This is a genomic window from Enterococcus sp. DIV0802b (assembly GCF_050543535.1).
Classification (GTDB): Bacteria; Bacillota; Bacilli; order Lactobacillales; family Enterococcaceae; genus Enterococcus_D; species Enterococcus_D entomosocium.
The window spans coordinates 1,880,707-1,906,644 of the sequence record NZ_CP172941.1 but is presented as its reverse complement, the minus strand read 5'-3'; the positions used below and the strand labels follow the sequence as shown (position 1 = coordinate 1,906,644).

At 42.2% G+C, this 25,938-nt stretch carries 29 protein-coding genes; 28 read left to right on the top strand and 1 reads right to left on the bottom strand.

What is annotated here, in order from left to right:
* Positions 1-4 precede the first annotated feature (4 nt).
* The 17 genes from IGJ12_RS09095 to coaE all read left to right on the top strand — a co-directional run bounded on the left by IGJ12_RS09095 (position 5) and on the right by coaE (position 15,624).
* Positions 5-1,135: a CAP-associated domain-containing protein gene (locus IGJ12_RS09095; RefSeq protein WP_430618932.1), complete on the top strand. Its 1,131-nt coding sequence runs from the start codon at positions 5-7 to the stop codon at positions 1,133-1,135.
* The gene (locus tag IGJ12_RS09090; protein WP_086316171.1) at positions 1,122-1,550 is read left to right on the top strand and encodes a YlbF family regulator; all 429 of its coding nucleotides are present in this window, start codon (positions 1,122-1,124) and stop codon (positions 1,548-1,550) included. The genes IGJ12_RS09095 and IGJ12_RS09090 overlap by 14 nt, the downstream gene beginning before the upstream one ends.
* Positions 1,537-1,881: a YlbG family protein gene (locus IGJ12_RS09085; RefSeq protein ID WP_005235753.1), complete on the top strand. Its 345-nt coding sequence runs from the start codon at positions 1,537-1,539 to the stop codon at positions 1,879-1,881. The genes IGJ12_RS09090 and IGJ12_RS09085 overlap by 14 nt, the downstream gene beginning before the upstream one ends.
* A 100-nt stretch (positions 1,882-1,981) precedes the next feature.
* Entirely contained in the window at positions 1,982-2,536 is a 555-nt protein-coding gene (gene rsmD / locus IGJ12_RS09080; RefSeq protein ID WP_005235756.1) for a 16S rRNA (guanine(966)-N(2))-methyltransferase RsmD, read from the top strand.
* Between the two features lies 1 nt (position 2,537).
* Positions 2,538-3,032 carry a pantetheine-phosphate adenylyltransferase gene (coaD, locus tag IGJ12_RS09075; protein ID WP_005231326.1) on the top strand — a complete coding sequence of 165 codons (495 nt, stop codon included), beginning with the start codon at positions 2,538-2,540 and terminating at the stop codon, positions 3,030-3,032.
* Positions 3,022-4,074: a SepM family pheromone-processing serine protease gene (locus IGJ12_RS09070; protein ID WP_429967813.1), complete on the top strand. Its 1,053-nt coding sequence runs from the start codon at positions 3,022-3,024 to the stop codon at positions 4,072-4,074. Before coaD ends, IGJ12_RS09070 begins: the two co-directional genes overlap by 11 nt.
* 92 nt (positions 4,075-4,166) lie before the next feature.
* Positions 4,167-4,580 (top strand): DUF1149 family protein, encoded by a 414-nt coding sequence (locus IGJ12_RS09065; protein WP_008380094.1) that lies wholly within the window; start codon positions 4,167-4,169, stop codon positions 4,578-4,580.
* A gap of 22 nt (positions 4,581-4,602) precedes the next feature.
* Positions 4,603-4,974: a VOC family protein gene (locus tag IGJ12_RS09060; protein ID WP_005235761.1), complete on the top strand. Its 372-nt coding sequence runs from the start codon at positions 4,603-4,605 to the stop codon at positions 4,972-4,974.
* 163 nt (positions 4,975-5,137) lie between these two features.
* Positions 5,138-5,872, top strand: coding sequence for a metallophosphoesterase family protein (locus tag IGJ12_RS09055; RefSeq protein WP_429967812.1), 735 nt, complete (start codon positions 5,138-5,140; stop codon positions 5,870-5,872).
* Between the two features lie 136 nt (positions 5,873-6,008).
* Positions 6,009-8,195 (top strand): Tex family protein, encoded by a 2,187-nt coding sequence (locus IGJ12_RS09050; protein ID WP_429967811.1) that lies wholly within the window; start codon positions 6,009-6,011, stop codon positions 8,193-8,195.
* Entirely contained in the window at positions 8,192-8,656 is a 465-nt protein-coding gene (locus IGJ12_RS09045) for a SprT family protein (RefSeq protein ID WP_008380085.1), read from the top strand. Before IGJ12_RS09050 ends, IGJ12_RS09045 begins: the two co-directional genes overlap by 4 nt.
* Before the next feature lie 114 nt (positions 8,657-8,770).
* Entirely contained in the window at positions 8,771-10,105 is a 1,335-nt protein-coding gene (gene murC / locus IGJ12_RS09040) for a UDP-N-acetylmuramate--L-alanine ligase (protein ID WP_005235767.1), read from the top strand.
* Between the two features lie 141 nt (positions 10,106-10,246).
* Entirely contained in the window at positions 10,247-10,720 is a 474-nt protein-coding gene (locus IGJ12_RS09035; RefSeq protein ID WP_005235769.1) for a MaoC family dehydratase, read from the top strand.
* Positions 10,713-11,405 (top strand): Bax inhibitor-1/YccA family protein, encoded by a 693-nt coding sequence (locus IGJ12_RS09030; RefSeq protein ID WP_010748195.1) that lies wholly within the window; start codon positions 10,713-10,715, stop codon positions 11,403-11,405. Before IGJ12_RS09035 ends, IGJ12_RS09030 begins: the two co-directional genes overlap by 8 nt.
* Before the next feature lie 125 nt (positions 11,406-11,530).
* Entirely contained in the window at positions 11,531-14,176 is a 2,646-nt protein-coding gene (polA, locus tag IGJ12_RS09025; protein ID WP_430618931.1) for a DNA polymerase I, read from the top strand.
* A 15-nt stretch (positions 14,177-14,191) separates the two neighbouring features.
* The gene (gene mutM / locus IGJ12_RS09020; RefSeq protein ID WP_016620072.1) at positions 14,192-15,034 is read left to right on the top strand and encodes a DNA-formamidopyrimidine glycosylase; all 843 of its coding nucleotides are present in this window, start codon (positions 14,192-14,194) and stop codon (positions 15,032-15,034) included.
* Entirely contained in the window at positions 15,031-15,624 is a 594-nt protein-coding gene (gene coaE / locus IGJ12_RS09015) for a dephospho-CoA kinase (protein WP_005235783.1), read from the top strand. The genes mutM and coaE overlap by 4 nt, the downstream gene beginning before the upstream one ends.
* A 174-nt stretch (positions 15,625-15,798) precedes the next feature.
* Here coaE and IGJ12_RS09010 read toward each other — a convergent pair whose 3' ends face one another.
* Positions 15,799-16,578: an ABC transporter ATP-binding protein gene (locus IGJ12_RS09010; protein WP_087664098.1), complete on the bottom strand. Its 780-nt coding sequence runs from the start codon at positions 16,576-16,578 to the stop codon at positions 15,799-15,801.
* Between the two features lie 168 nt (positions 16,579-16,746).
* Between IGJ12_RS09010 and IGJ12_RS09005 the strand changes: the two genes are divergently transcribed.
* From IGJ12_RS09005 to IGJ12_RS08955, 11 genes are all read left to right on the top strand, one after another.
* A complete protein-coding gene (locus IGJ12_RS09005; RefSeq protein ID WP_430618930.1) occupies positions 16,747-17,085 on the top strand; it encodes a CsbD family protein in 339 nt (112 codons plus the stop codon).
* A 246-nt stretch (positions 17,086-17,331) separates the two neighbouring features.
* Positions 17,332-17,973 (top strand): FusB/FusC family EF-G-binding protein, encoded by a 642-nt coding sequence (locus IGJ12_RS09000; RefSeq protein ID WP_008380069.1) that lies wholly within the window; start codon positions 17,332-17,334, stop codon positions 17,971-17,973.
* A gap of 203 nt (positions 17,974-18,176) precedes the next feature.
* Entirely contained in the window at positions 18,177-18,647 is a 471-nt protein-coding gene (nrdR, locus tag IGJ12_RS08995; protein WP_005226004.1) for a transcriptional regulator NrdR, read from the top strand.
* Positions 18,648-18,660: 13 nt separating this feature from the next.
* A complete protein-coding gene (locus tag IGJ12_RS08990; protein WP_430618929.1) occupies positions 18,661-20,037 on the top strand; it encodes a replication initiation and membrane attachment family protein in 1,377 nt (458 codons plus the stop codon).
* The gene (gene dnaI, locus IGJ12_RS08985; protein ID WP_008380067.1) at positions 20,037-20,969 is read left to right on the top strand and encodes a primosomal protein DnaI; all 933 of its coding nucleotides are present in this window, start codon (positions 20,037-20,039) and stop codon (positions 20,967-20,969) included. Before IGJ12_RS08990 ends, dnaI begins: the two co-directional genes overlap by 1 nt.
* A 23-nt stretch (positions 20,970-20,992) precedes the next feature.
* Positions 20,993-21,451 (top strand): hypothetical protein, encoded by a 459-nt coding sequence (locus IGJ12_RS08980; protein ID WP_008380064.1) that lies wholly within the window; start codon positions 20,993-20,995, stop codon positions 21,449-21,451.
* Positions 21,452-21,546: 95 nt separating this feature from the next.
* Positions 21,547-22,242 carry a tRNA (adenine(22)-N(1))-methyltransferase gene (locus IGJ12_RS08975; protein WP_008380063.1) on the top strand — a complete coding sequence of 232 codons (696 nt, stop codon included), beginning with the start codon at positions 21,547-21,549 and terminating at the stop codon, positions 22,240-22,242.
* Positions 22,239-23,357: a Nif3-like dinuclear metal center hexameric protein gene (locus IGJ12_RS08970; RefSeq protein WP_430618928.1), complete on the top strand. Its 1,119-nt coding sequence runs from the start codon at positions 22,239-22,241 to the stop codon at positions 23,355-23,357. Before IGJ12_RS08975 ends, IGJ12_RS08970 begins: the two co-directional genes overlap by 4 nt.
* 11 nt (positions 23,358-23,368) lie before the next feature.
* A complete protein-coding gene (pepT, locus tag IGJ12_RS08965; protein WP_016611839.1) occupies positions 23,369-24,601 on the top strand; it encodes a peptidase T in 1,233 nt (410 codons plus the stop codon).
* Between the two features lie 101 nt (positions 24,602-24,702).
* Positions 24,703-25,611: a diacylglycerol/lipid kinase family protein gene (locus IGJ12_RS08960; protein WP_016611838.1), complete on the top strand. Its 909-nt coding sequence runs from the start codon at positions 24,703-24,705 to the stop codon at positions 25,609-25,611.
* Positions 25,612-25,644: 33 nt separating this feature from the next.
* Positions 25,645-25,917 carry a DUF1294 domain-containing protein gene (locus IGJ12_RS08955; protein WP_005235800.1) on the top strand — a complete coding sequence of 91 codons (273 nt, stop codon included), beginning with the start codon at positions 25,645-25,647 and terminating at the stop codon, positions 25,915-25,917.
* The last annotated feature ends 21 nt before the right edge of the window (positions 25,918-25,938 follow it).

Below are 25,938 nucleotides of genomic sequence, written 5' to 3'. Positions count from 1 at the left end.
ACAGATGAAGCGAAGAGGATTATTGTTTTGCGGCTTATTTGTCCTAGCCCTAATAATCGTGTATTTGCAGCCAGTTTTCATGCAAAACGCTTCAGATTCAAGAGTGACGATCGAAAACCCAATCAAAGCACCAACAAACATGAATTACGAACCAATCGCAGCTCAAGGATTAGCTGAATTGATCGGGGAACCTGTTTCGGATTTCGAAGAAGTCTATGGTCTTCCAGTTCAAACATATCGATCAGGTTACGAGTTTGAAATTCGGGTCTACAATCAATTAGACGATCAACAGTATGTTGAGATCAATACCGATGGTGAAAGTGTGCAAGCAATCAAAGTAATCGGCGCCGGGGGCTCTTCCCTGGCACCTTTTACGATGGGCATGACCTTGACTGACTTGACGGAGTTGACCATGATCTATCCTAACTTTACCTTGACACAAAATGATCGTGCGATCAGTTTCGAATTGATGGAAGAAGATATGAACTACCGTCCATTAGTGGCTTTTGACAACGGGACATTTGCTGTTTTGTTCTTTGATCAGGAGACTGCCCAACTGCAAGCCGTCACTTACTTGGATCAGACCACATTACTTAAACTGGCAGCTTATCCCTTGACGGAAGGGCAGCGACCGCTGTTTCAAGTTTCGCAAACAATTGACCAAGCCCAAGCCAACCTTGAAAAAGAGACCCTGGCGTTTGTTATCATCGATAAAATTCGCCAGCAAATCGGCTTAGACAGCTTCTCACAGGATACTCAAACACATCAAGAGGCAGCTGGTCTTTTATCTGATTTGATCAATAATCTATCAGATCATTTGACTTCTCAACGAATCCATTCTTATCAGCGAGCACTTTCTTCGGAAAAGACAAGTAATTTTGTCTTATCGAATGACGAATGGCGAGAGTTGTTAGCGGAAAAGGAATTGGAAGCATCTGCTTCGATCTTTGAAGCGCCTGTTTATGATCCAACTTTTACGATTTTATCTTGGTTCAGTAATCCAAGATTTACTGAGCGCCTGACCCATGAACAATCAGAAAAGATAGGAATTGCTTTTTCTGAAGCAAATATGGTAGTCTTAGTGCAAGAAGATGTGGAAGGGACCGAGGATAGTACGTCAGATGATTTACGATGAAGCCTTTTTTGAGATTGAAGATCAAATCGAAGCACTTGTGAAGGCAATCAAAGCAAGTGAAACGTGTAAAACCTATCAAAAAGCGAAACAGGTCATGCATCAAGACCCTGATGTTCAGACATTGATGCAATCGTTTTTAGAAAAAAAACTAGATTTTGAAAGAATTGAAGCTTACGGTGAGTATGCGCCTGATTTCAAAGAAAAAAAACGGGCGTTGCGCACAGCCAAGCGGCAGTTGGATCTTAATGAACAAGTAAGTGAGTATCGCTGGAGTGAAACACAACTGCAGCGTTTGCTGGATGAACTGACTGTGGCGATCTCTACTTGTTTTTCTCCCTCTGTCAAAGTGGACGCTGGGAGTCCCTTTTTTCAATCAAAATCAAGTTGTGGAGGAAATTGTCATGCACGAGGATAAAGAGCCTTTTACGATGCAAAAGCGTCGAGGATTGATCGTATGGGTTTACAGCCTACGTCAACTAAAGAATTTGCGCCGTTTTGGTTTTGTTCATTATGTGTCACGCAAGATGAAATACGTGGTCATGTATTTGAACGAAGAAGAATACGAAAGCAAAAAAACAAAAATCGAGCAGTTTCACTTTGTTCGACAAGTTGAAGCTTCCTATCGACCAGATGTCGAAATGGATTTTGCTGAAAAAATTGGTACGTCAGCAGCCTATCCAGTGAAAGATGAAGGGTTTGATATCGAAGAAAAAAATACGATGATTCGATTGGCAGAAAACGTGTAATAAAAAAGTGGGGGTGCCTTGAGTCACCGCCATTTTTTTATTGCTATTTATAGAAACAGTGCTATATTTGTATTTACGAAGATCTTGGAGGGAAAAAAGCATGCGTGTAGTAGCCGGAGAATATGGTGGCCGCAGATTAAAAAGTCTCGCTGGAGACAACACTCGCCCCACGACAGACAAAGTAAAAGGGGCGATTTTTAACATGTTAGGGCAATATTTAGATGGAGGTGTTGTACTGGATTTATTCAGCGGAAGCGGGGGCTTAGCTATCGAAGCGGTCTCTCGGGGAGCTGATCATGCGGTTTGTGTCGACCGTAGTTTTCCAGCAACCAAAGTGATCCGCGAAAATATTGCTATAACCAAAGAACCCGAAAAGTTCACGGTGCTAAAAATGGATGCGAATCAAGCTTTACGGCAGTTTGCAGCTGAGGGACAAAGCTTTGACTATCTCTTTTTAGATCCACCTTACGCAAAGCAAGAGATTGTGCAACAAGTGGAATCAATGTTGATAGACGGATTGATCCGCCCCTTTGCTTACGTAGTTTGCGAAACAGACAAGTCCATCGTCTTACCAGAACAAATCGGCTCGTTGCATTTGGTCCGTGCCCAAACCTATGGCATATCGGCAGTGACGATCTATAGAAATGAGGGATAACGTGAAAAAGATTGCTTTATTTCCAGGGAGTTTTGACCCATTGACATCCGGTCATGTTGATCTGATCGAGCGAGGAGCCACGCTTTTCGATGAATTGATCGTCGGCGTTTTTACAAACACCAATAAAAAAAGTTTTTTTACTAGTGAAGAAAAAGTTCATTTGATCGAAGAAGCCCTCGCCCATATTCCTAACGTCAAAATTCTGGCACAAGAAACAGAGCTAACAGTCACGATTGCGAAAAAATTAGGTGCTCAGTTTCTGCTTAGAGGCATTCGCAGTGTGAAAGACTATGAATATGAGCGGGACATTATGGAAATGAACCATCACCTAGAACCCTCATTAGAGACCGTCTTTCTTTTAGCAGACGCAAAACATAGTTTCATCAGTTCCAGTTTGTTGAAAGAGATCTTAACCTTTAACGGCGATGTTGCCGAATATTTACCTCAAAATATCTACGATGCTATAGTAAAGAAGCGTGATACCAATGAATCTTAAATCAACGATCAAATATGTTCTCTTGTTTGTTTTAGCGCTGATCATCGCCGCTTGTGCCTTTTTGCCGATTCCCTATTATATCGAGCAACCAGGAGCAACGATCGATTTAAAAGAGCTGATTACCGTCAATCAAAAAGAAGACACATCAGCCGGCTCCTTTTCTTTGACCAGTGTTGGGATTCGACAAGCTACCGTGTTCACAGCGATTGGAACGAAATTCAATGAATTCCAAGACTTGATCAGTGAGGAAGAACTTTTAGGCGGTGCGACAGATGAGGAGTACAACCGCATTCAACGCTACTATATGGAATCCTCGCAAAATAGTGCGATTGAGCAAGCATTAAAGCTGGCAGACTTACCTTATGAAATGACCTATAAAGGGGTCTATGTCATGGGGATCGATCCAAATTCTAGCTTTGCTGGGAAAATATCCGTTGGAGATACCGTCACCGCAGTCAATGGTAAAGAATTTAAAAGCAGTCAAGATTTTATCGACTACGTCCAAAGTCAAACCATTGGTGATGAAATCACCGTGACTTACTTGCAAGATGGCGAAGAAAAAGAAGCAACGGGCAAACTAATTGAACTGGAGAGCAATCAAAAAGCCGGTATCGGCATCTCCCTCGTCGATCATACAGAGATCACTTCTGATGAAGAGATCGTGATCGATTCTGGCAATATCGGAGGACCTTCCGCTGGTTTGATGTTCACCCTTGAAATCTATGAACAGTTGACCGGAGATAACCTACGTAAAGGTCACAACATAGCTGGGACAGGAACGATCTCAGCTGACGGAAACGTTGGTCGAATCGGTGGGATCGATAAAAAAGTAGCGAGTGCCAGTGAAAGTGGTGCAGAAATCTTCTTTGCCCCAGATGATGAAATCACTGACGAAGAGCGTGAAATAGATCCTTCCATCAAAACAAATTATGAAGAGGCAGTGGCAGCAGCGAAAAAGTTAGACACGGATATGAAAATCGTTCCGATCGCCAATGTCCAAGATGCCTTGGATTATCTAGCAACACTAAAAGAAGCAAATTAAAACGGCGCTCGCCGTTTTTTTTATTGTCTAAAGAATACAGTAGGCTCAAAGAAAAGGTTATGCTATACTTTTAGATAAGGAGTGTGAATCTAGTGGAATTAAAAAGACAACAACCGATCGTTGAAGCATATCATTTCGATATGAAACCGAAAGACAAAGAAATGGAAACCAAATTGAATGTAGGCTTTGCGCCGTTAAAAGTCAAAGATGAAGAATATATGGAAAAAAACAGTATTATTGGCGCCCGGCTAGAATTTCAATTAGTGTTCCCTGATTATGTTTTGTCAGGACGTGTCGGACAGGTCAATCATATTTTGAATCGTAAAGTCAATTCTGGAGAAGATCTAACAAAAGCTGAAACTGATCGTTTGGTTGAGCCATTGTTTGATATCGTCAAACGCCTGACGTATGAGGTGACAGAAATCGTGACCGACAAACCAGGACTCCAACTGAACTTCAATACCAACTCGAACCCCACACAAGAATCGACCGAAGAAGAAAAATAAGTTGAAATAGGAGGGATTTCCATTGTTTTCCAACCAAATGCAAGTGATGCTCTACGTTGATGATGTGACGAAAGCTGTCGAATTTTGGCAAGAATTAGGCTTTGTGATCATTGAACAGCAAACGATCGATGGAACATCCGTCGTCGAAATCGCTCCTTCAAAAGAGGCAGAGGTTCATTTTGTCTTATATGACCGTGAGTTCATCGAAACGCACTCACCTGAAGTCGCATTGAATTCTCCATCGATCATGTTTTTTGCTGAGGATATTACAGCTCTCTATAAAAAACTTTTAGAGATGGAAGCAGAAGTGGGTGAATTGATTCAGATGGAAGAACAACTGGTTTTCAATTTTGCCGATCCAGATGGCAATTATTTTGCTGTATCAGGAAAATAGGTTTTGCCGATCGTAACCAATCATTCGTCTTTATGAACCCGACTCTATGCTGTCGAACCGTTCAAGGCGAATGATTGTTTTTTGTTTTAATGCAAGACATTTTGCAACTAAAGGACTAGAATTGATAATAAAAGAATCAAATGCCTTTAAGGAGGGAATGACAATGCAAAAATATCTTTATGCAATCAGTGATATTCATGGAATGGCCGATCTTTTTAAAAGGCTTCTTACGGAATATGATCCTAAAATCCATCAGTTGCTTTTGATTGGTGATCTAAATGACCGAGGACCAAAGTCCAAAGAGTGTTTATTGCTTGGAAAGAAATTAGTCGAAGAACATCAAGCGATTTATTTACGTGGCAATCACGAAGAGTATTTTCTGCAATTTCTAAATGCCCCTGAGGATTGGTTCGCCGCCTACGTACGCAATGGTGGCAAAGAAACGCTTGAAAGTCTTTTGCATACAGGCGCCACTGAGGAGTATTCGCCGACGGAAATCGCCTTAATGATCCGAAGTAGGTATGGAGACTTAATAGAGTTTTTAATGGAGCGGCCACTTTATTACGAGTGGGGAAAGTACCTCTTTGTCCATGCGGGCGTGGATTTAAGTAAAAAAGATTGGCGGAAGACCACCGACCACGATTTTATCTGGATTCGCGAACCTTTTCATAAAGGGAAAAACCGTACAGGAAAAACGATCGTTTTTGGCCATACCATCACGCCCATGCTGCATGGAGATATGCAGACAACGGATCTTTGGCAACAAGACGACAAAATCGGCATCGATGGTGGGGCAGTATTTGGTGGATCGGTGCATGGCGTGATTTTTGATGACAAAGGGGTCCTTCAGGATATCGAATATCAAAATTTAGCAGGACCTTGGCAACCAGACTTTTAAAAGTCTTTTCTGAAAAGAGAAAAGCAGCCATTACAAGAGTCGCGAAAGCAACGTTGTTTTCGTGCAATCTTGTTCGCTCAATGGCTGTCTTTTTTATGTTAAAATAGCAAAAGCAACAAAGGAAAGGTGAGAACGAATGGCAGAAATGAATCAAGAGGTACTTGATTTAGTGAAACAAGAACTAACCTCTTTTACCCAAAAACAAATCAGTACGGTGTTACAATTATTGCAAGAAGGAAATACCGTTCCGTTTATTGCCCGCTACCGTAAAGAAATGACGAATGGACTTGACGAAGTTCAGATTCGAGAAATCGAAGAGCGGTATCAGTACTTAGAAAACCTAGAGAAACGCAAGCAAGAAGTTTTACGCTTGATAGAAGAACAAGAAAAGCTAACGCCTGAACTATCACAGGCGATTTTAGCTGCGACAAAAATGCAGGCCGTCGAAGACCTGTATCGTCCTTATAAACAAAAACGACGCACCAAAGCGACGATCGCCAAAGAAAATGGCTTGGAACCATTTGCTCAGTGGCTGTTAAGCTTCTCAAAAATAGGTGACGTACAAGAAAAAGCGACCGAATTTATGAGTGATGCTGTTCCTACTGTAGAAGATGTCTTGGCTGGCGCCCATGAGATCATTGCAGAAGTCGTTGGTGATACTGCAGAATTTCGAAGTTGGATTCGGAGCTATTATTCTAACAAAGGACTGTATAAGAGCACGGTCAAAAATGCTGAAAAAGATGAAAAAGGCGTTTATGAAATGTATTACGATTTCCAACATCCTATCAATAAGATGGTTTCCCACCGGGTTTTAGCCACCAATCGTGGAGAAAAAGAAGACATTTTGAAGGTAACGCTTGTGGCAGATGAAGAAAAAATCATGGAGTACCTACGTCGGAAATTGATCACAAATAGTGATTCACCCGCAGCCAGTTTTGTCCAAACTGCTGCTGCTGACGCCTTGAAACGTTTTATCTTACCAGCGATCGAACGAGAGATCCGCAATGAGTTGACAGAAAAAGCCGACGAACAAGCAATTGCGATTTTTGGAGAAAATCTTCGCAATCTGTTGCTGCAGCCGCCATTGAAGGGCAAAGTCGTTTTAGGGTTTGATCCAGCGTATCGAACGGGCTGTAAATTGGCCGTCGTTGATGAGACAGGAAAAGTACTAGCGATCGAAGTGATCTATCCCCATAAACCGGCGCCGATGAACAAACGAGAAGCGGCTGGACCAGCGTTTCGTCGCTTATTGCAAACCTATAAAGTTGAAATGGTCGCAATCGGTAATGGAACGGCGAGTCGAGAGTCAGAGCAATTCGTCGCTGAACAATTAAAATTGATCGATCAAGAAGTATATTATGTGATCGTGAATGAGGCAGGCGCTTCTGTTTATTCGGCCAGTCCGATCGCCCGGCAAGAATTCCCTGATCTGCAAGTGGAAGAACGCAGTGCCATCAGTATTGGTCGCCGTCTCCAAGATCCCTTGGCAGAATTAGTCAAAATCGATCCACAATCGGTGGGCGTCGGGCAATACCAGCATGACGTTTCGCAAAAGCGCTTAGCCGAACAATTGGATTTTGTCGTGGAAACGGTCGTCAACCAAGTAGGCGTTGATGTCAACACCGCAAGTGCGGCACTTTTACAGCACGTGGCTGGCTTAAATAAAACGACTGCCCAAAATATCGTGACCTATCGAGAAGAAAACGGGGTATTTACGCAGCGCAATCAACTAAAAAAAGTCCCTCGCTTAGGGCCAAAGGCCTATGAACAGGCGATCGGTTTTATGCGGATTCCTGGCGGAAAAGTCATTTTGGATAATACCGGGATCCATCCAGAAAGTTATGACACTGCTAAAGAAATTTTGGCGATCGCCGGCATTTCTTTAGCGAAACTAGGGAAAGAACAAATGGAAGAAAATAAAGCGAAGCTTGCCCAACTGCGCCCAGCAGAGCTTTCTGCAAAATTGTCAGTCGGGAAAGAAACCATCACGGATATCTTAAAGGCATTAATGCAGCCAGGACGTGATATGCGGGATGAAATGCCAGCCCCATTATTGCGCAAAGATGTGTTGAGTATGGAGGATCTAAAACCGGGAATGGAATTGAAAGGAACTGTTCGAAATGTGATCGACTTTGGTGCTTTCGTCGATATCGGTGTCAAACAAGATGGACTGGTTCATTTGTCGAAGCTGAGCCGTTCGTTTGTAAAACATCCGAAAGACGTTGTTTCCGTTGGTGACGTCGTAACCGTTTGGATCGAGCAAGTAGATGTCAAAAAAGGCCGTATCAGTTTAACAATGGTCGATCCAGGAAATGCTAAATGACCCAACAAGAATTGCAGCGTTTGGTGGAAGAGCTTTCGCTGTCTGTTTTCAATAAACCATTTACGCATCGAGCGGTATTTAATTCTCGCTTAAAAACAACCGGTGGCCGTTACCATCTAAGTGATCACCACTTGGATTTCAATCCAGTGATGCTTACTGAACACGGGATGGAGGTTTTTATCGGCATTATCAAGCATGAATTATGTCACTATCATTTGCATTTAGCAGGTCTTGGTCATCGTCACCAAGATCCTGCTTTTAAAGCATTGCTGGCAAAAACGGGAGGCCTGCGGTATGCACCTCCTGCCAAAAGGACAGCTAAACATCGCTATCGATGTCAAAATTGCGGCTGCGAGATTCGGCGGCAGCGGCGTGTGGATATCAAAAAATATGTTTGTGGAAAATGTCGTGGACGTTTGCTAGAAATAGGAAATGATGAGAAAAGTCAAGTCGAAAAATAAAACTCGTTGCTATTTTTTTCATTTTGTATGATAATGTAGGTCGTGTGACAACCTGATATTTGTCAATACACGCGTTTTTTTACGACGCGGATTTGAGAAAAGAGGATTATAATAATGGAAAATCAAAACAAAATACATCATTTTGTTGGAATCAAAGGTTCCGGTATGAGTTCATTGGCTTTGATTCTGCACGAAAAAGGCTACCAAGTACAAGGCTCTGATGTGGAAGAATATTTCTTCACTCAACGTGATCTAGAAAAAGCAGCAATCAAATTGTTGCCTTTCGATAAAGCAAACATTCAACCAGAAATGGTCATTATCCAAGGGAATGCTTTCCCTGACACCCACGAAGAAATCATACGGGCCAAAGAACTTGGTTTAGAAGTCACTCGTTATCATGACTTTATTGGCCAATTCATTCAGCCCTATACGAGTATTGCTGTGACTGGTTCTCACGGAAAAACCAGTACGACAGGATTGCTTTCTCATGTTTTAAGCGGCATCCGGCCAACAAGTTTCTTGATTGGCGATGGTACCGGTCATGGAGAGCCCGATGCGGAATTCTTCTCGTTTGAAGCTTGTGAATACCGCCGTCATTTCTTAGCTTATTCACCGGACTATGCAATTATGACCAACATCGATTTTGATCATCCGGACTATTTCCACTCGATTGACGATGTCTTCTCAGCCTTTCAATCGATGGCAAGTCAAGTAAAAAAAGGCATTTTTGCTTTTGGTGATGACGAGTACCTGCGTAAACTTGAAGCAGATGTCCCGATCTACTATTACGGCGTCAACGATAACGACGATGTTCAAGCAAAAAACATTGAACGCACCACCCAAGGTTCAGAGTTCGACGTCTTTATCCATGGTGAAAACATTGGCCATTTTGTCTTGCCAGCGTTTGGTCAACACAACATCAACAACGCACTCAGTGTGATCGCTGTGGCTTACAAAGAAGGATTGGACATGAAAGAAGTTGCCGCTGAGATGCTCTCATTCCCTGGAGTGAAACGTCGCTTCAGCGAAAAAATCGTAGCGGATATGACGATCGTAGACGATTACGCCCATCATCCTGCAGAAATCAAAGCAACGATTGATGGCGCTCGTCAAAAATATCCGGATAAAGAGATTATTGCTGTCTTCCAACCTCATACCTTTACCCGTACGATCGCTTTAATGGATGAATTTGCGGAAGCGTTAGATCTTGCAGACCATGTGTATCTATGTGATATTTTTGGATCTGCTCGTGAATCCCGAGGGGATGTTAAAATTGAAGATCTGGGCAATAAAATTCAAAGAGGCGGAACTGTGATCAAAGAAGAGAACGTTTCTCCGCTACTAGATCATCAAAATGCTGTCGTGATTTTTATGGGAGCAGGCGATGTGCAAAAATTTGAAACAGCCTATGAAAAACTACTAAGCAATACAACTCGTAACGTATTGTAATCAAAGACTCTTGTGGCGTGTTTGCTGCAAGAGTTTTTTACATCTGAAGTTTTTGCAAAAGCAGCACCGCGAACTTGCACTTTTGTCGGCATCTGATAGAATATACTCAGATGAAACTATTCTTTTTGGAGGAATTAAATTTTGAATATAGGAAAACCGCGAAAAATAGGGAAAAGTATTGAAGATATCGAGGAAGGCGATTCGTTATCCTTAACAGAATCGATCGAAGACAATCAACTGTTGTTATATTTAGGACTTACTAATGATGCAAACCCTTTGTATATTCAACATGACTACACGCAAAATACTGAGTATCAGCGTCCCATCGTACCATCCATCATGTTGATGGGGATCATCACCAGTGCCGTATCGAAACATTTGCCTGGTCCTGGCTCTCATGTAGTCAATTTTTCGGTGAACTTTATTGAACCTGTATATCATTATGAAACATTGACCTTTGAATTCGAAGTGATCAAAGTGGATAAAATGAAAGACGTGGTAACTATTTCGGTTGAAGCGATCAACACAGAAGATCATCGTATTTTAGATGCTGTGGTCATGGTCCAGCCGCCAAAAGCAGTAGCAGTAAATGAGGAGGAACAACAAGATGAATAATTTAAACAATGAAACCGTCCAAGCCCAAGGCTTAAATCGCTTTTATTCAAAAGTGTATTTATTCTTCGGCGTTGGGCTTGCGATCAGTGCGATTTCAGCCTATATTTTTGGGGAAGTCTTCCAAGCGCAAACCCTGCAATTTATCGACAATTTTCCGCTAGGATTTACCGGTCTTTGGATCTTACAGATCATTCTAGTTATTGTATTAGGGGTGAAGGCGCAGAAAAATCCGTCCTTGACCGTTGCTGGCTTTTTAGTCTATTCGCTCTTGAATGGATTGACCTTGTCTGTGACATTGATGATCTATGACTTTGGATCGATCGTGGGAGCATTTGTTTCAGCAGCCGTCACTTTTGGTGTCATGTCAGCATTTGGGATCATGACCAAACGTGATCTAAGTGTGGTTGGTCGTATCGGCTATGGTCTGTTGATCGGGATCATCATCTCAACGCTCTTGAATGTATTTATTTTACGCAGTCAACCGGTTGACTTTTTCTTATCGATCGTGACCGTCTTTGTCTTTATGGGAATCACCGCTTATGACAATCAGCAAATCCGCAATGTATACTTCGCAACGAATGGTGGCGCAAATACAGGAGTGGCCGTTTTCATGGCATTACAACTGTATTTAGACTTCATCAACTTATTCCTAGCGTTATTGCGAATCTTTGGCAAAAACAACTAAAAAAAGTGCGAGGAAACTCGCCTTTTTTTTTGTATAAAATGAGAGAGAAAACAAAGCAATTCATCGCTTTTGTGCCCGTTCTTTGATAGAATAAAGAGGAACTTTTTGAGAAAAGGAGTAATCAAATGCCAAAAAATAAATTACTACTCGTTGATGGGAATAGTGTGGCTTTTCGCGCGTTTTTTGCGTTGCATAATTCATTAGAACGGTTTAAAAATGCCAACGGGCTGCACACAAATGCCATCTATGCGTTTCATACTATGTTTGAAAATGTGATGGAAAAAGAACAGCCAACACATGTTTTAGTGGCTTTTGATGCTGGAAAAACCACCTTCAGGACAGCGATGTATGAAGATTATAAAGGTGGGCGTTCAAAAACCCCTGGGGAATTTAAAGAACAAATGCCTTACATTCGCGAATTGATCAACGCGTTAGGTGTTCAATACTACGAATTAGATAACTATGAAGCCGATGATATCATTGGCACATTGGCAAATAAAGTCGATAAAGAGCTATTTGATGTCGTCGTTTTATCTGGCGATCGCGATTTGACCCAGCTGGCAACGGAGCACGTGAAAGTTGACATTACGGTCAAAGGCGTTAGCGAAATTGAAAGTTATACGCCCGCTCATGTGGCTGAAAAATATGACGGCCTAACACCCTTACAAATCATCGACATGAAAGGGCTAGCTGGCGATGCTTCCGATAATATTCCCGGCGTCACCAAAATTGGTGAGAAGACAGCCATTAAGCTTTTAAAGGAATATGGCTCCGTTGAGGGAATCTATGAACACATCGATGAAATGAAAAAAAGCAAGATGAAAGAAAACTTGATCAATGACCGTGAGATCGCCTTTCTTTCAAAACAATTAGCAACCATCGATGTGGATGCGCCCGTTGAGGTCGATGTCGACAAACTGAAATATGAAGGCAAAGATTTAGAGAAATTGGTGCCATTCTACCAAGAAATGAACTTTAATAGCTTCTTAGATAAGCTGCAAATTACAGCTGAACCAGTTGAGATGGAAGACATTTTGTTTTCGGTCGTTGAAGAAGTAACGGAAGATATGTTCCAGGGAGACACAGCATTGTATGTCGAGATGATGGGGGATAACTATCATTTGGAAGACATTGTCGGTGTTGCTTGGGGCAATCAAGAAAAAATTTATGTCAGCAATCGTGAAGAATTGTTTGAAAGTCCAGCCTTTACCGATTGGTTAAAAGACGAGAAACGTAAAAAATTCGTCTATGATGCCAAACGCACGTACGTGGCGTTAAACCGGTACACGACAGCACCAAAGGGAATCGCTTTTGATGTTTTATTGGCAGCTTATCTTTTAGACACGAATGATACGAATAATGACATCGCAGGTGTTGCCGCTCACTATGGCTATGATGCGATCCAATCGGATGAAGCGATTTATGGAAAAGGAGCGAAAAAAGGGCTGCCGGCGGATGAGGAAGACTTCTTTGCTCATTTAGCCCGTAAAGTAGCGGCGATTACAAACCTAACACCAAAACTTACGGAAGAATTGGCAGCGAAAAATCAAACAGCGCTCTTTGAAGAAATGGAACTGCCTTTATCAATGATTTTAGCTGAGATGGAGATTACCGGCATCAAAGTTGATGCGTCTCGCTTGCATCAGATGAAGGGCGAATTTGCACAACGGTTGCATGAAATTGAAGAAAAAATCTACGCCGAAGCTGGAGAAACCTTCAACTTAAACTCGCCGAAACAACTGGGTGTGATTTTATTTGAAAAAATGGGCTTACCAGTTATCAAAAAAACCAAAACTGGCTATTCGACCGCAGTCGATGTGTTAGAACAACTAAAAGAGCAAGCACCAATCGTTGAAGACATTTTGACTTATCGTCAAATCGCTAAGATCCAATCAACCTATGTAGAAGGCTTATTAAAAGTGATCCAAGGAGATGGCAAAGTCCATACGCGATATGTACAAACCTTGACCCAAACTGGTCGTTTAAGTTCTGTCGATCCAAACTTACAAAACATTCCGATTCGTTTAGAAGAAGGTCGAAAGATCCGCGAAGCCTTTGTGCCACGAGAAGCTGATTGGGTTATCTATTCTTCTGACTACTCTCAAATCGAATTGCGGGTGTTGGCACATATTTCAGATGATACCCATTTGAAAGAAGCCTTTATCGAAGGTCAAGATATCCATTCAAGCACAGCGATGCGAGTCTTTGGTATCGAAAAAGCAGAAGATGTGACACCAAATATGCGTCGTCAAGCCAAAGCGGTCAACTTCGGTATCGTTTATGGGATTTCTGATTATGGATTATCACAGAATCTAGGAATCACCAGAAAAGCCGCCCAACAATACATCGATACGTATTTTGAAAAATATCCTGGTGTGAAAACGTATATGGAGGATGTGGTTCGTGAGGCGAAGGACAAAGGGTACGTTGAAACCTTGTATCATCGCCGTCGTTACCTACCTGATATCAATTCTCGCAATTTCAATATTCGAACTTTTGCCGAAAGAACCGCCATCAATACACCGATTCAAGGCAGTGCGGCGGATATCTTAAAAATTGCCATGATCGATTTGGCGAAACGTTTGAAAGAAGAAAAATTAGCAGCAACGATGCTGCTGCAAGTACACGATGAACTAGTCTTTGAAGTACCTGAATCTGAATTGCCTCGTCTTGACGCTTTAGTGAAAGAAGTGATGGAGCAAGCCGTTGCATTGCATGTCCCTTTACTGACAGACAGCAATTGGGGCAAAACATGGTACGATGCAAAATAAATGAGGTGAACAGAGGTGCCGGAATTACCAGAAGTTGAAACGGTCCGCAAAGGACTTGAAAAACTTGTTTTAAATAAAACGATCGAATCGGTCGAGATCCTTTGGCCGCGAATCATCGAAAGTCCTGAAGTGCCGATCTTTTCGGCACTGTTGAAAGGGCAACGTTTTGAAAAATTTGAACGACGTGGAAAATTTTTGATTTTTAAATTGACAGATTATGATCTGATCTCTCATCTACGAATGGAAGGCAAGTACGAGTATTTTGAGTCAGACCCGATTGTCGATAAACATACACATGTCATTTTCCATTTTACAGATGGCAGTCAGTTAAATTACCATGATGTAAGAAAATTTGGTCGTATGACCTTAGTGGATAAAGACCAAAGCGCAGCCTATAAAGGGATCATGCAATTAGGTCCTGAACCTAAGCCTGAATTGTTTTTATTAGAAGCATTTGAACAAGGATTGAAGCGTTCGAAAAAAGCCATCAAACCGTTATTGCTTGACCAAAAGCTCGTTACTGGTTTGGGCAATATTTATGTAGATGAGGCGCTGTGGCAAGCAAAAATCCATCCAGAGCAACCAGCGGATTCATTAATGCCAACTGAAGTAGATGTGCTGCATGAAGCAATCATCGATGTCTTAGAGCGAGCTGTTGAAGCAGGCGGAACTACCATTCGGACCTATCTCAATGCACTAGGAGAAGCCGGGAAATTCCAAATGTCATTAAATGTCTATGGCCAGACAGGCAATCCTTGTGGCCGATGTGGCACACCAATCGTCAAGATCAAAGTTGCCCAACGGGGGACGCATTTTTGTCCTCAGTGTCAAAAACTGCATGTGAGGTCCAACAAATGAGTTTTGTTTTAGGCGTCACTGGGGGAATCGCCACTGGAAAAAGTACTGCAGTCGCGCATTTTCGATCACTGGGTTTACCGATTATTGATGCCGATATCATCGCAAGAGAAGTCGTTGAACCGAATACGGAGGGCTTGCAGGCGGTGACGCAAGCCTTTGGTCCGCAGATTTTGACCGATGATGGGCACCTAGATCGACAAACCCTCGGTGCTTTGATTTTTAACGATCCAGAAAAACGCCGCATGCTGAATCAGACGTTATCTCCTTTTATTCGACAAGAGATTTTGTCTCAGATCGAAGAAAAAAAACAGGAAGTGCCCTTGTTGATCGTTGACATTCCTTTGCTTTATGAAGCCGACTACGACCAATACATGGATCAAACCGCAGTCGTTTATGTGCCAGAAGCGATTCAAAAAGAGCGGTTGATGGCACGTAATCAATTGAATGAGCAAGACGCGCAACAACGAATCGACAGTCAGCTTTCAATTGAGAAAAAGAAACAACGGGCCGATATTGTCTTTGATAATCAAGGAACGATCGCCCAACTCAATCAGCAGATCGATGATTGGTTAGCATCCTTAAACAAATAGATAAGACAGCAGGTTCCCTTCAGTAAAAGGGAACCTGCTATTTTATCTTTCAATAGCAAACCTAGCCCTATCATTTCTAAAAACAACTGGCGCTGAAACATGTCGGAAACTGTTTGGTTTGGAAAGTAAGACGATCGTTTATGAATGGTTAAATATCAAAGTACCAGCCCTGATTTATTTTGGGGTCACGATCACGCGATTGCTGGAAAAGGGGTGAAGAACGATCGGCTGATCATAAAAAGAGGTGAGAACCTCCTCAGTAAAAATCGTCTCTCGTTGACCAGCGGCGTGGACTTTGCCGTTTTTTAACATCAGCAAATGAGTGAAAATCGGTAGTAGCTCTTCTGTATGATGGGTAACGTAAAGAAGAGTCGGCGTATTCGGCAGTTGTGAAAAAGCCTCCAGACGGGTTAGCAGTTCTTCTCGCGCAAATAGATCAAGGCCCGTACAAGGTTCGTCCAAAATCAGGATCTCTGGTTGTGCCATCATGGCCCGTGCGATCATGACAAATTGTTTTTCCCCTTGAGAAAGGACGTGATAGGAACGATGGATCAAATGCGACAAACCTAAGTCAGTCAAAAGCGCTTTTGCTTGGATCAGCTGCTCTTCTTCATAGGACTCATAAAGACCAATACTGGAATAAAGCCCCGAAAGAACGATCTCTTCGGCAAGATCGCGACCATAAAACTTGCTTTGCAGCGCTGAACTGACCCAACCAATGCGCCGTTGAAGATCGGGCACAGACGTTTTTCCGTAACGCTCACCTAAGACCGTTCGTTGACCAGAAGAAGGCCATAAACTTCCCGTGATCATTTGGAGTAATAAACTTTTGCCAGCACCATTCAGACCTAAAATCACCCAATGCTCATTTTTTTTCACTTGCCAATTGATCGCTTTTAATAAATAGTTCTTGTCGCGAACGAATGAAACCTGTTGGAAATCGAGGATTGTCATCTATTGTCGAACCTTAAACAGGTTCTTCACCTCCAGTTGTAAGAATATTCAGAAAATAATCGCTCATATTATAGCATAAAGAAAAACATTTTGCTGACTGTTTGGTATCGCATTCATATCTTTTGTCAGAATTCAGAATGCTTGTTATGATGAAACTATACAGGAGGGATGATAACTATGGGTACTTTTAAAGACGAAAAAGATGTGATCGTTGGCAAGGCTAAAGAAAAAATCGGTGAGTGGACCAATAAAGAAGAACTTGCCCATTCTGGGAAAGAACAAGCACACGAAGGTCAGATCAAGAAAGAGCACGATCAAAAAAGAGTCAATGAATTAGAAGATCAAAATGACGAGCGCGATGCCCGCAATGATCGAACTACCCCAGAAAATGTCAGCAGTGAAGAATTGTTGCGAGCTGAAAATCCTGATGCCAATAAAATTTCTTCTGCCGATCGTCGAGATGCAGACCAGCTGAAGCATTATACTGGAATTGAAGATAAATTATAACTGAACACGGATGCCTTCGTCTTCTAGACGAGGCATTTTTTTGTTAACCAGAGTGGATGAAGAGTCAAGAGACTACTGCTCAGTTGACAATTGCTCAACATCTCATTATAATCCATTAAGATCGCATAGAGAGAAGCAAAGAAATTGGGAGGTGGTCATCAAATGCTTATTTATGCATTGTGTACGACTGTCAAGAAAGTAGAACAGCCGCAATAGGAAACGGAAAATTAGAAAGAAGGCTTTTTTATGATCGAACCTTACCAATTTCATTCAATTAAACATCAAGTATACCAATTAGTTCGAACCTATCAATCGGTGAATGATCCTCGAACGATCAAAACGGTTGAAACGATGACCAAAGACGCCATAGAACATTTTTTTCCTGAAGAAGAAACAGCACCACGTGAAATTTTAGCTGCTTTCTTTCAACACGGGATGACGATCAGTCGCAGCAATGAGCTGTTAACAGAACTCAAAGAGTACGTCCGACCCTTTCAGGTGCCGACAACAAAACAAATTGAAAAAATGTTTCGGAAAGTAAAAAAACTGAAAATACCTGATTTTGCTTCCGTTGATTTAAAAGAGACCACTTATCTTGCTTGGGATGATATTGGTAGTCAAAGCAAGTTTATGATCATAGCCACTGAGCAGGGATTTACAGGACTTCACGGTCATGTGTCAACCGAGGTCAAAAAAGGGATCTGTCCCTTGTGCCAGCATGAAGGAAATGTGTCAATGTTTCTTTCTTTGACTAAGAGCAACGGCGATGGGACGTATACGAAACGCGGAAATTATATTTGCCGTGATAGCCAACGGTGTAATCAGCAGTTGGAACAGCCAGCAAATTTGCATGATTTTGTTTCTTTGCTGCAAATGAAAGATAAATAACGAATTGAAACGGCAGAAAGATTTCTGTCGTTTTTTTTAATTGAAAAAAACAACAGTTATAACATTATTTAAATTTTGTATTAAATGAACAGAATAAACCACTTTGGCTATTGTACCAATGGATTTCATGTTATAATTAATCATAGAAACCGATGACTTTACGTGAAAACGTAAGCGCATAAGAGAGAAAATGAGGTGGAACTATGCAATGTCCAAAATGTCATCATAACAATTCGAGGGTAGTTGATAGTCGACAAGCCGATGATGGACGTGTGATTCGCCGTCGTCGTGAGTGCGAAAATTGCGGCTATCGCTTTACAACATTTGAACGTATTGAAGAGGCACCCTTGCTTGTGATCAAGAAAAATGGTGCCCGTGAAGAATTCAACCGAGAAAAAATTTTACGGGGCTTGATTCGTTCTGCTGAAAAACGACCAGTGACAATGGATCAGATGGAAACAATCGTCGATCATGTGGAAAGTCGTGTCCGTGCTCTTGGTGAAAATGAAATATCTACGACACAAATTGGTGAGTATGTGATGGAAGATCTAGTTGATTTAGACGAGATCGCTTATATCCGTTTTGCCAGTGTATACCGCCAGTTTAAAGACATGTCAGTTTTCTTAAAAGAACTACAAGACATCGTCGAAAAAGCGAAAGAACCACAAGAATAGAGGGGGACAACAAGTGGGCAATAGTTTACCGAATCAATCGTACAAAGTGTTCAAAAGCCGTCCACTTACAACGGAAGGGAAAGACGCCCTCATTTATTTGTATCAACCAATTATTGAAAGTGATGCTTTAGCGTTGTATTTGACACTAGCAAGCGATGTCCAAGCCCAAAGCATTTCTGGCGAGGAGTCGATGACGACCGTGCATCTAGATATCTTGAATGCCATGAATGTCGGAATGCCTCGCTTCATAAAAGCCAAGCAAAACCTAGAAGGTATCGGCTTGCTGAAATCATATGAAAAAGCAGATTTGCAAAACGGATCCTCCTATCTGTATTGGTTGCAAGAACCGGTCCATCCAGCAGTTTTTTTTCAAGATGAATTGTATGCCTATCTGTTGTTGGAAAGAGTCGGAGAGCGTAAATTTAATCAGCTGGTCAAGCTGTATCAGCCAAAGCAGTGTTCCTTGACCGATTATCAGGAAGTGACTCAATCCTTCTCAGCCGCCTATGGGTTAAATACCGCACGTTTTGCTTCCCATGAAGAAACGTTACAGGCAGTCAGTGATTCTTTTCAAGAAACCAATGCGAACTTGGTGCTTGACGAAAAGCAGTTGGATTGGGACTTTCTTTTATATGAAGCGCAGCGTCGGTATATCCGTGCCGCTAATTTCACGCCAAGTTTTCGACAAAAGTTAGTTCTATACCATTCTTTATATGGCTATGATGTGTTGGAATTGTTGGATTTGATGGCGGACAATGTTTCTTTGACAACAGGCGAGGTCGACCAGAAAAAGCTGGAACAAGCCATCATGAAGAAATCACGACAAACATTCACGAAAACATCAAAAAGAGAAGATCCCCAAGCGGAAAGTCAGTTGCGCCGCTTCAATACCTTAAAACAGAATGGTTTTTCAGAAAATGATGTATTATTGATTCAAGAAAGTGAGAACAATGCACCGATCGCTTTTCTAAAGGCGATCAAAGCGGAGAAAAACAGTTTCATGACGGATTCAGAACAATGGCTGATCAAGAGCCTTGTCGAACGGTCACCATTGCCGAATAGTGTGATCAATGTTCTGGTTCATTATGTCTTGGTGGTCCAAAACAATGCCGCTTTGTCAGGGAATTATGTGAACAATATCGCCGCCCAATGGTCAGAATTAAAAATCGGCACGGCAGAAGATGCCATCAAACATGTTCGGAGCCTTGTTCGAAGTGCCAAGGAAAAACGCAGCCGACCACAAACTAGCGGCAAAAAAATCATTCGCGAAGAAAAGCTGCCTTCTTGGGCTGAAAAACCAGTGGAAGAGACAGCCTTAACACCAGAGCGACAAGCAGAATTAGATAAAAAACTGCAAAACTACTTGCATAAGAAAGCTGGTGACAAGTAATGGAAGATGTAGGGAAAAACTTAGGAAAACTATTGGATAAACGCAATTACCGTGATCAGTTTTCAGCAATGATGGCAGAGGTTTTACAAGATCCTGATGTCAAAGCGTTTATTGCCGAAAATGAAGAGGTATTGACCGAAGCAGATATTCAAAAAAGCTATGCGAAACTGTATGAGTTCGTCCAAGAAAAGCGGAAATTCCGCATCAATGATCCATCCATGATCGCACCGGGCTATGAGCCGCGCTTAGCATTAAATTTTCATTTTATTGACGTCACCTATGTACCAACGAAAGAACTACTGGCATATCAAAAACAAGAAGAAATTCGCAGTCGCATCAAAGCGATGGATATGCCTAAAGATATACAAGAAGCAAGTTTTGCAGATTATCAGCAAACGCCTGGCCGAATGGAGGCCATCGCAGCTGCCGTTGATTTTATTAGTGAGTTGACAGCCAATCCACAGGAGTTTCATAAAGGCCTTTACTTTGTGGGAAGTTTTGGGATCGGAAAAACCTATCTGCTTGGCGCGATCGCCAGAGATTTAGCGGAGGCAGGCTACACGACGACATTGGTTCACTTCCCGACATTTGCAGTAGAGATGAAGCAAGCAATCGGCAAAGATCAGGTGGGGGATAAGCTGAACGCAGTGAAAAAAGCCCCAATCTTAATGATGGACGATATCGGTGCTGATGCGATGAGCAGCTGGATTCGCGACGAAGTCTTCGGTGTCATATTGCAATACCGCATGCAAGAACAACTGCCGACCTTCTTTACTTCGAATTTTACTATGCATGAGTTGGAACAGCATCTTTCGGTGACGCAACGAGGTGAATCCGAACCATTAAAAGCCAAGCGCATTATGGAACGTATCCGTTATTTGACACAAGAAATTCAAATGACTGGTAAAAACCGACGAAATGATGGCCAATAACTGACTATTACTGGAGGAAGAAGATGATGACAAAACAGGTAATAATAGGATTATCCTTTGCAGCAATGCTGCTTTTAACAGCTTGCGGCAATCAGGGAAACAGCGCTGCAAATGGGGAGACTGGAACTTCTGAAACTAGCGAGCAGACCAGTTCCGTATCAAATAGTACATCAGAAACGGAAACAGCCGCAATTTTTACTGGTGTTATCCAAGAAGATGCGATAGCAGGATCGGATGATACCTTTTCACTCTTTTTGAAAGAGGTGGCGGCAGTGGAAGATGACGATCAAGTCGTCCAAAGTTTTCAAAATGATGGGGTCATCCTACATGTCCCAGTCGAGGCTTATTCAGGAGATCTGGAGGAATTGACGGAAGGTGCTACCGTCCAGGTGACGTTGCAAGGCATACCGATCATGACGATGTCGATCCCACCGCAAATTCCCGGTAACTCGATTCAAAAGGTTGAATTAGTGAACGATTAATGCAATGTGCGCCTTGGCAATGGCACCACAGTCAAGACGCACATTTTTTTCTATTTATGGAAAGCGTGTTATACTACAAAAGAAGGAGTGACAATATGAACGAACATGCATTATCGGATCGTTTGGCTTGCGTGGGCGAACAAATTCCCGACCAAGCACGTTTCGCCGACATCGGTTCCGACCATGCTTACTTGCCTGTTGCATTGATGCTGCAGAACAAAATCTCTTATGCTGTAGCTGGAGAAGTTGTTCAAGGACCTTATGATTCTGCCAGCAAACAAGTGCGTAAGAACGGGTTAGCTGATAAAATCGTGGTTCGCTTGGCAGATGGACTGGACGCGATTCAACCTGAAGACAACATCGACACCGTTGTCATTGCTGGAATGGGCGGCACACTGATACGTTCGATTTTAGAAGAAGGTAGCCGGAAAAATCGCTTAGCGGGAGTCAAACGCTTGGTCTTACAACCGAATGTTGGGGAACGGACTTTGCGAGAATGGCTCGTTAGCAACAACTTTATAATCATTCATGAAGTACTTTTAGAAGAAAACGACAAAAACTATGAAATTATCGTTGCGGAAACTGGAAAAACGACGTATACGTCCCAGCAATTATTTTTTGGTCCTTTTTTATTAAAAGAAAAAAATCCAGTTTTCCTTAAAAAATGGCAACATGAATTAAAGCAACGACAACGCGTCATTAAAGAGTTAGAGAAAGCCAAAGAACCACCTGCTGAAAAAATCAATGAATTAAAGGATCAGATCGAATGGATCAAGGAGGTGTTGGCATGATTTCTGGTCAAGAATTTATCAAACGCTTTGAAGCATACTGCCCTTTGTGGTTGGCAGAAGAAGGCGATCCTGTTGGTCTACATGTTGGCACATTAAACAAACCGCTCGAGCGAGTCATGATGACTCTTGATGTACGTCCAGAAGTGGTTGCAGAAGCCATCGAGAAAAAGATCGACTTGATCATTGCCAAACACCCACCGATCTTTCGGCCTTTGAACCGCTTGCTGACAGATGATCCACAACAAAAGATGCTAATGGATCTCGTCAAGCATGATATTGCCGTTTACGCCGCCCACACCAATATGGATATTATTGAAGATGGTTTGAACGATTGGTTTTGTGAACTATTAGAAGTTGAACCCGACACGTATTTGAAGCAAACCCATCAAGTAAAAATGAAGAAGCTAGCTGTTTTTACCCCTGTTGAATCGGCACCAGCGTTACGAAAGGCATTAGGTAAAGCAGGTGCTGGTCAGCAAGGTAATTACCAAAATACCAGCTATTCCTTGATTGGTACCGGTCGCTTTACGCCACTGCAAGCGGCACATCCTGCCATTGGTGAGATTGGAAAAGAAGAACAGGTGCAAGAAGCGAAGATCGAAGTCATTTTTCCAGAAACGATCGAGAATAAAGTGCTTTCGGCAATGATCGCTGCTCATCCTTACGAAGAGCCAGCTTATGATCTGTATGCCTTAGACAATTTGCCGAAAACCTATGGAATCGGACGGGTTGGCAACCTCGCTGAGCCTCTTTCCCTTGATCAGTTTGTCGAACGTGTCAAAGAGCGCTTTGGTTTGACTGCTTTACGCCTCGTCAGCTTTCCTGGTGCACCTGAAAAAATTCAGCGAATCGCCATTTGCGGCGGCAGTGGCCAATCGTTTTATTCGGATGCCTTACGCCATCAAGCGGATGTGTACATCACTGGCGATATCAGTTACCATTTCGCCCATGACATGCAAGCCAATGGGTTGATTGGGATCGATCCAGGGCACAACATCGAAAAGGAATGTATTCCTCGGTTTATTGAGAAATTCAACCAGTGGAAAGCAGAAGAGAACTGGGCTGTGACCTTTGTTCCTTCCACCACTTCAACAAATCCATTTGACTATAGATAGGAGAATCTTTTATGTACGAAAATTTATTGCCTCGCTTTTTGAATTATGTAAAAACAGAAACTCGCTCTGATGCGACAAGCACGACAACACCTTCTACCCAAACACAGGTCGCGTTTGCCAAAGAACTGCAAAAAGAACTTGAAGAATTAGGATTAAGCGATGTTCATTACAATGAATCAAATGGTTTTGTGATCGCAACATTACCAAGTAACGTGGATCATGACGTACGCTCCATCGGTTTTATCGCCCATATGGATACCGCCGATTTTAATGCAGAGAATGTTGATCCGCAGATCATCGAAAATTACGATGGCGAATCAACCATTAAATTAGATAAAGAAGGAAAATACACATTAAACACAAAAGATTTTCCGAATTTAAAAAATTATGCTGGGGAAACCTTGATCACTACTGATGGTACTACTTTATTAGGTTCTGATGATAAGTCAGGTATTGCAGAAATCATGACAGCCATGGAAATTTTACTTAAAAACCCAACGATCAAACATGGGGAAATCAAAGTCGCATTTGGCCCTGATGAAGAAATTGGGGTTGGTGCAGATAAATTCGATGTTGAAGATTTCAATGTTGATTTTGCGTATACAATGGATGGCGGTCCAGTAGGAGAATTGCAATACGAGACCTTTAATGCGGCGCAAGCTGAAATTACGATCCAAGGAAAAAATGTCCACCCAGGAACTGCTAAAGACACCATGATCAACGCTTTGCAACTAGCAGTCGATTTTCAAAATGCGCTACCGGCTGATGAAGTTCCTGAGAAAACCGAAGGGACAGAAGGGTTCTTCCATTTGATGAGTCTCAGCGGCTCAGTAGAAGAAGCGAAAATGGCATACATTATTCGAGACCATGACCGGACCCGTTTTGAAGAAAGAAAAGCACAATTATTAGTGGTTCAAGAAAGCTTGAATGCCCGCTTTGATGAACCGAGAGTACACGTTCATCTATATGATCAATACTACAACATGAAAGAAATCATCGAAAAAGATATGAGTATCATTGATCTAGCAAAAGATGCGATGGAAGCAGTGGGAATCACTCCGATCACAGAACCTGTTCGTGGTGGAACCGATGGCTCGAAAATCTCCTATTTAGGGATTCCAACACCGAATATCTTTGCTGGTGGAGAAAATATGCACGGACGTTATGAGTTCGTCTCACTACAATCAATGATGAAAGCGACCGATGTGATTGTGAAAATCGCCGAACTGAATGCTCAAGCATAAACGTTGATTTTTGATTTGTTGGAATAAATGAAAAACTCTTGGGCTGGGAACTCTTCACGCAGGTCTTGCGTAAGACCCGGCCTTTTTAGGATGTGAATAGGATGAAAATTCTCGTTTTATACAATGATACAGCGGGGAAAAGTGAAGCAAAAGAAACAGCAGAAAAATTCCAAGCCTATGTGAAAGAACAAGGCGAAGAGCATCAAGCGTTCTTGCAGGCCTCAAATCCAGACGTGGATCCCAAAGACGTTCGAGAGGCTGCCGAAAAACACGCAGTCGATACGATTGTGATCATTGGTGGAGATGGGACGATCCATCATGGATTGCAAACCTTTAAAGAAAAGTTAGATGTGTTGAAGGTCGGCATCATTCCTGGTGGAACCGTAAATAATTTTGCCAGAATGTTGGGGATACCGGTGAAGCCCGAAGAGGCCTTCGAGACGATCTTAACGGGGGTTGAGCGATCAATCGACTACGGGACGGTCAATGATCAAGTCATGATCTCGACCATGACCATTGGTCTTCTGGCAGATACCGCCGCAGCCACTTCCCAAGAAGAAAAACAGCAATATGGGCCGTTAGCGTTTATGAAACGGTTCATTCATCTGTTGATCAAAAAGAAACAATACAAATTAGAAGTCATTGCTGACGAACGGAAATGGCAGGGGAAAACTCAATTACTGACGATCGTCATGTCGAATTCAGCAGGTGGGTTTAAGAACTTCGATGAAGAAGCAAAGCCTGATGACGGATTGTTTCATATCATTCTTTTGCCAAAACTGAATATTTTACGATTTATTTTGTATTTACCAAGAATTATTCGTGGTAGAATTGCCAAAGTACCAAGTGTTGAATATTTCACTGCCGCAAAGGTCTCAATAAAGGCCAAAGAAAAAACGGTTCATACTCGAACCGATGGCGACCCAACGGATGATCTACCGATTGAGATGAAAGTTATCAAACATGGTTTGACGATGCTGGTACCTGAAGAAGCACAAGAATCAAAATAATGATCCCTACGATCAATCATATGGAGGAAATGGATGAATGCACTGATTTACAATCCATTGTGGTTTTATTTAATTGCAGTCAATCTTTATCTTTTCTGTCTGATGGGGTATGATAAATATCAGGCAGTGAAACAAGGTTGGCGGGTTCCCGAAGCAAATCTCCTTTTTATGGGGGCGATTGGCGGAGGATTAGGCGGTTTAATTGCGCAACGCGTATTTCGCCACAAAACAAGAAAGAAGAAGTTTCACCTCTTTTTTGCTTTTGGCACCGTTTTTGCTATCCTGCTGATGGTCTTTTTTGCATAAATTCGGTATAACAAGCAAGGA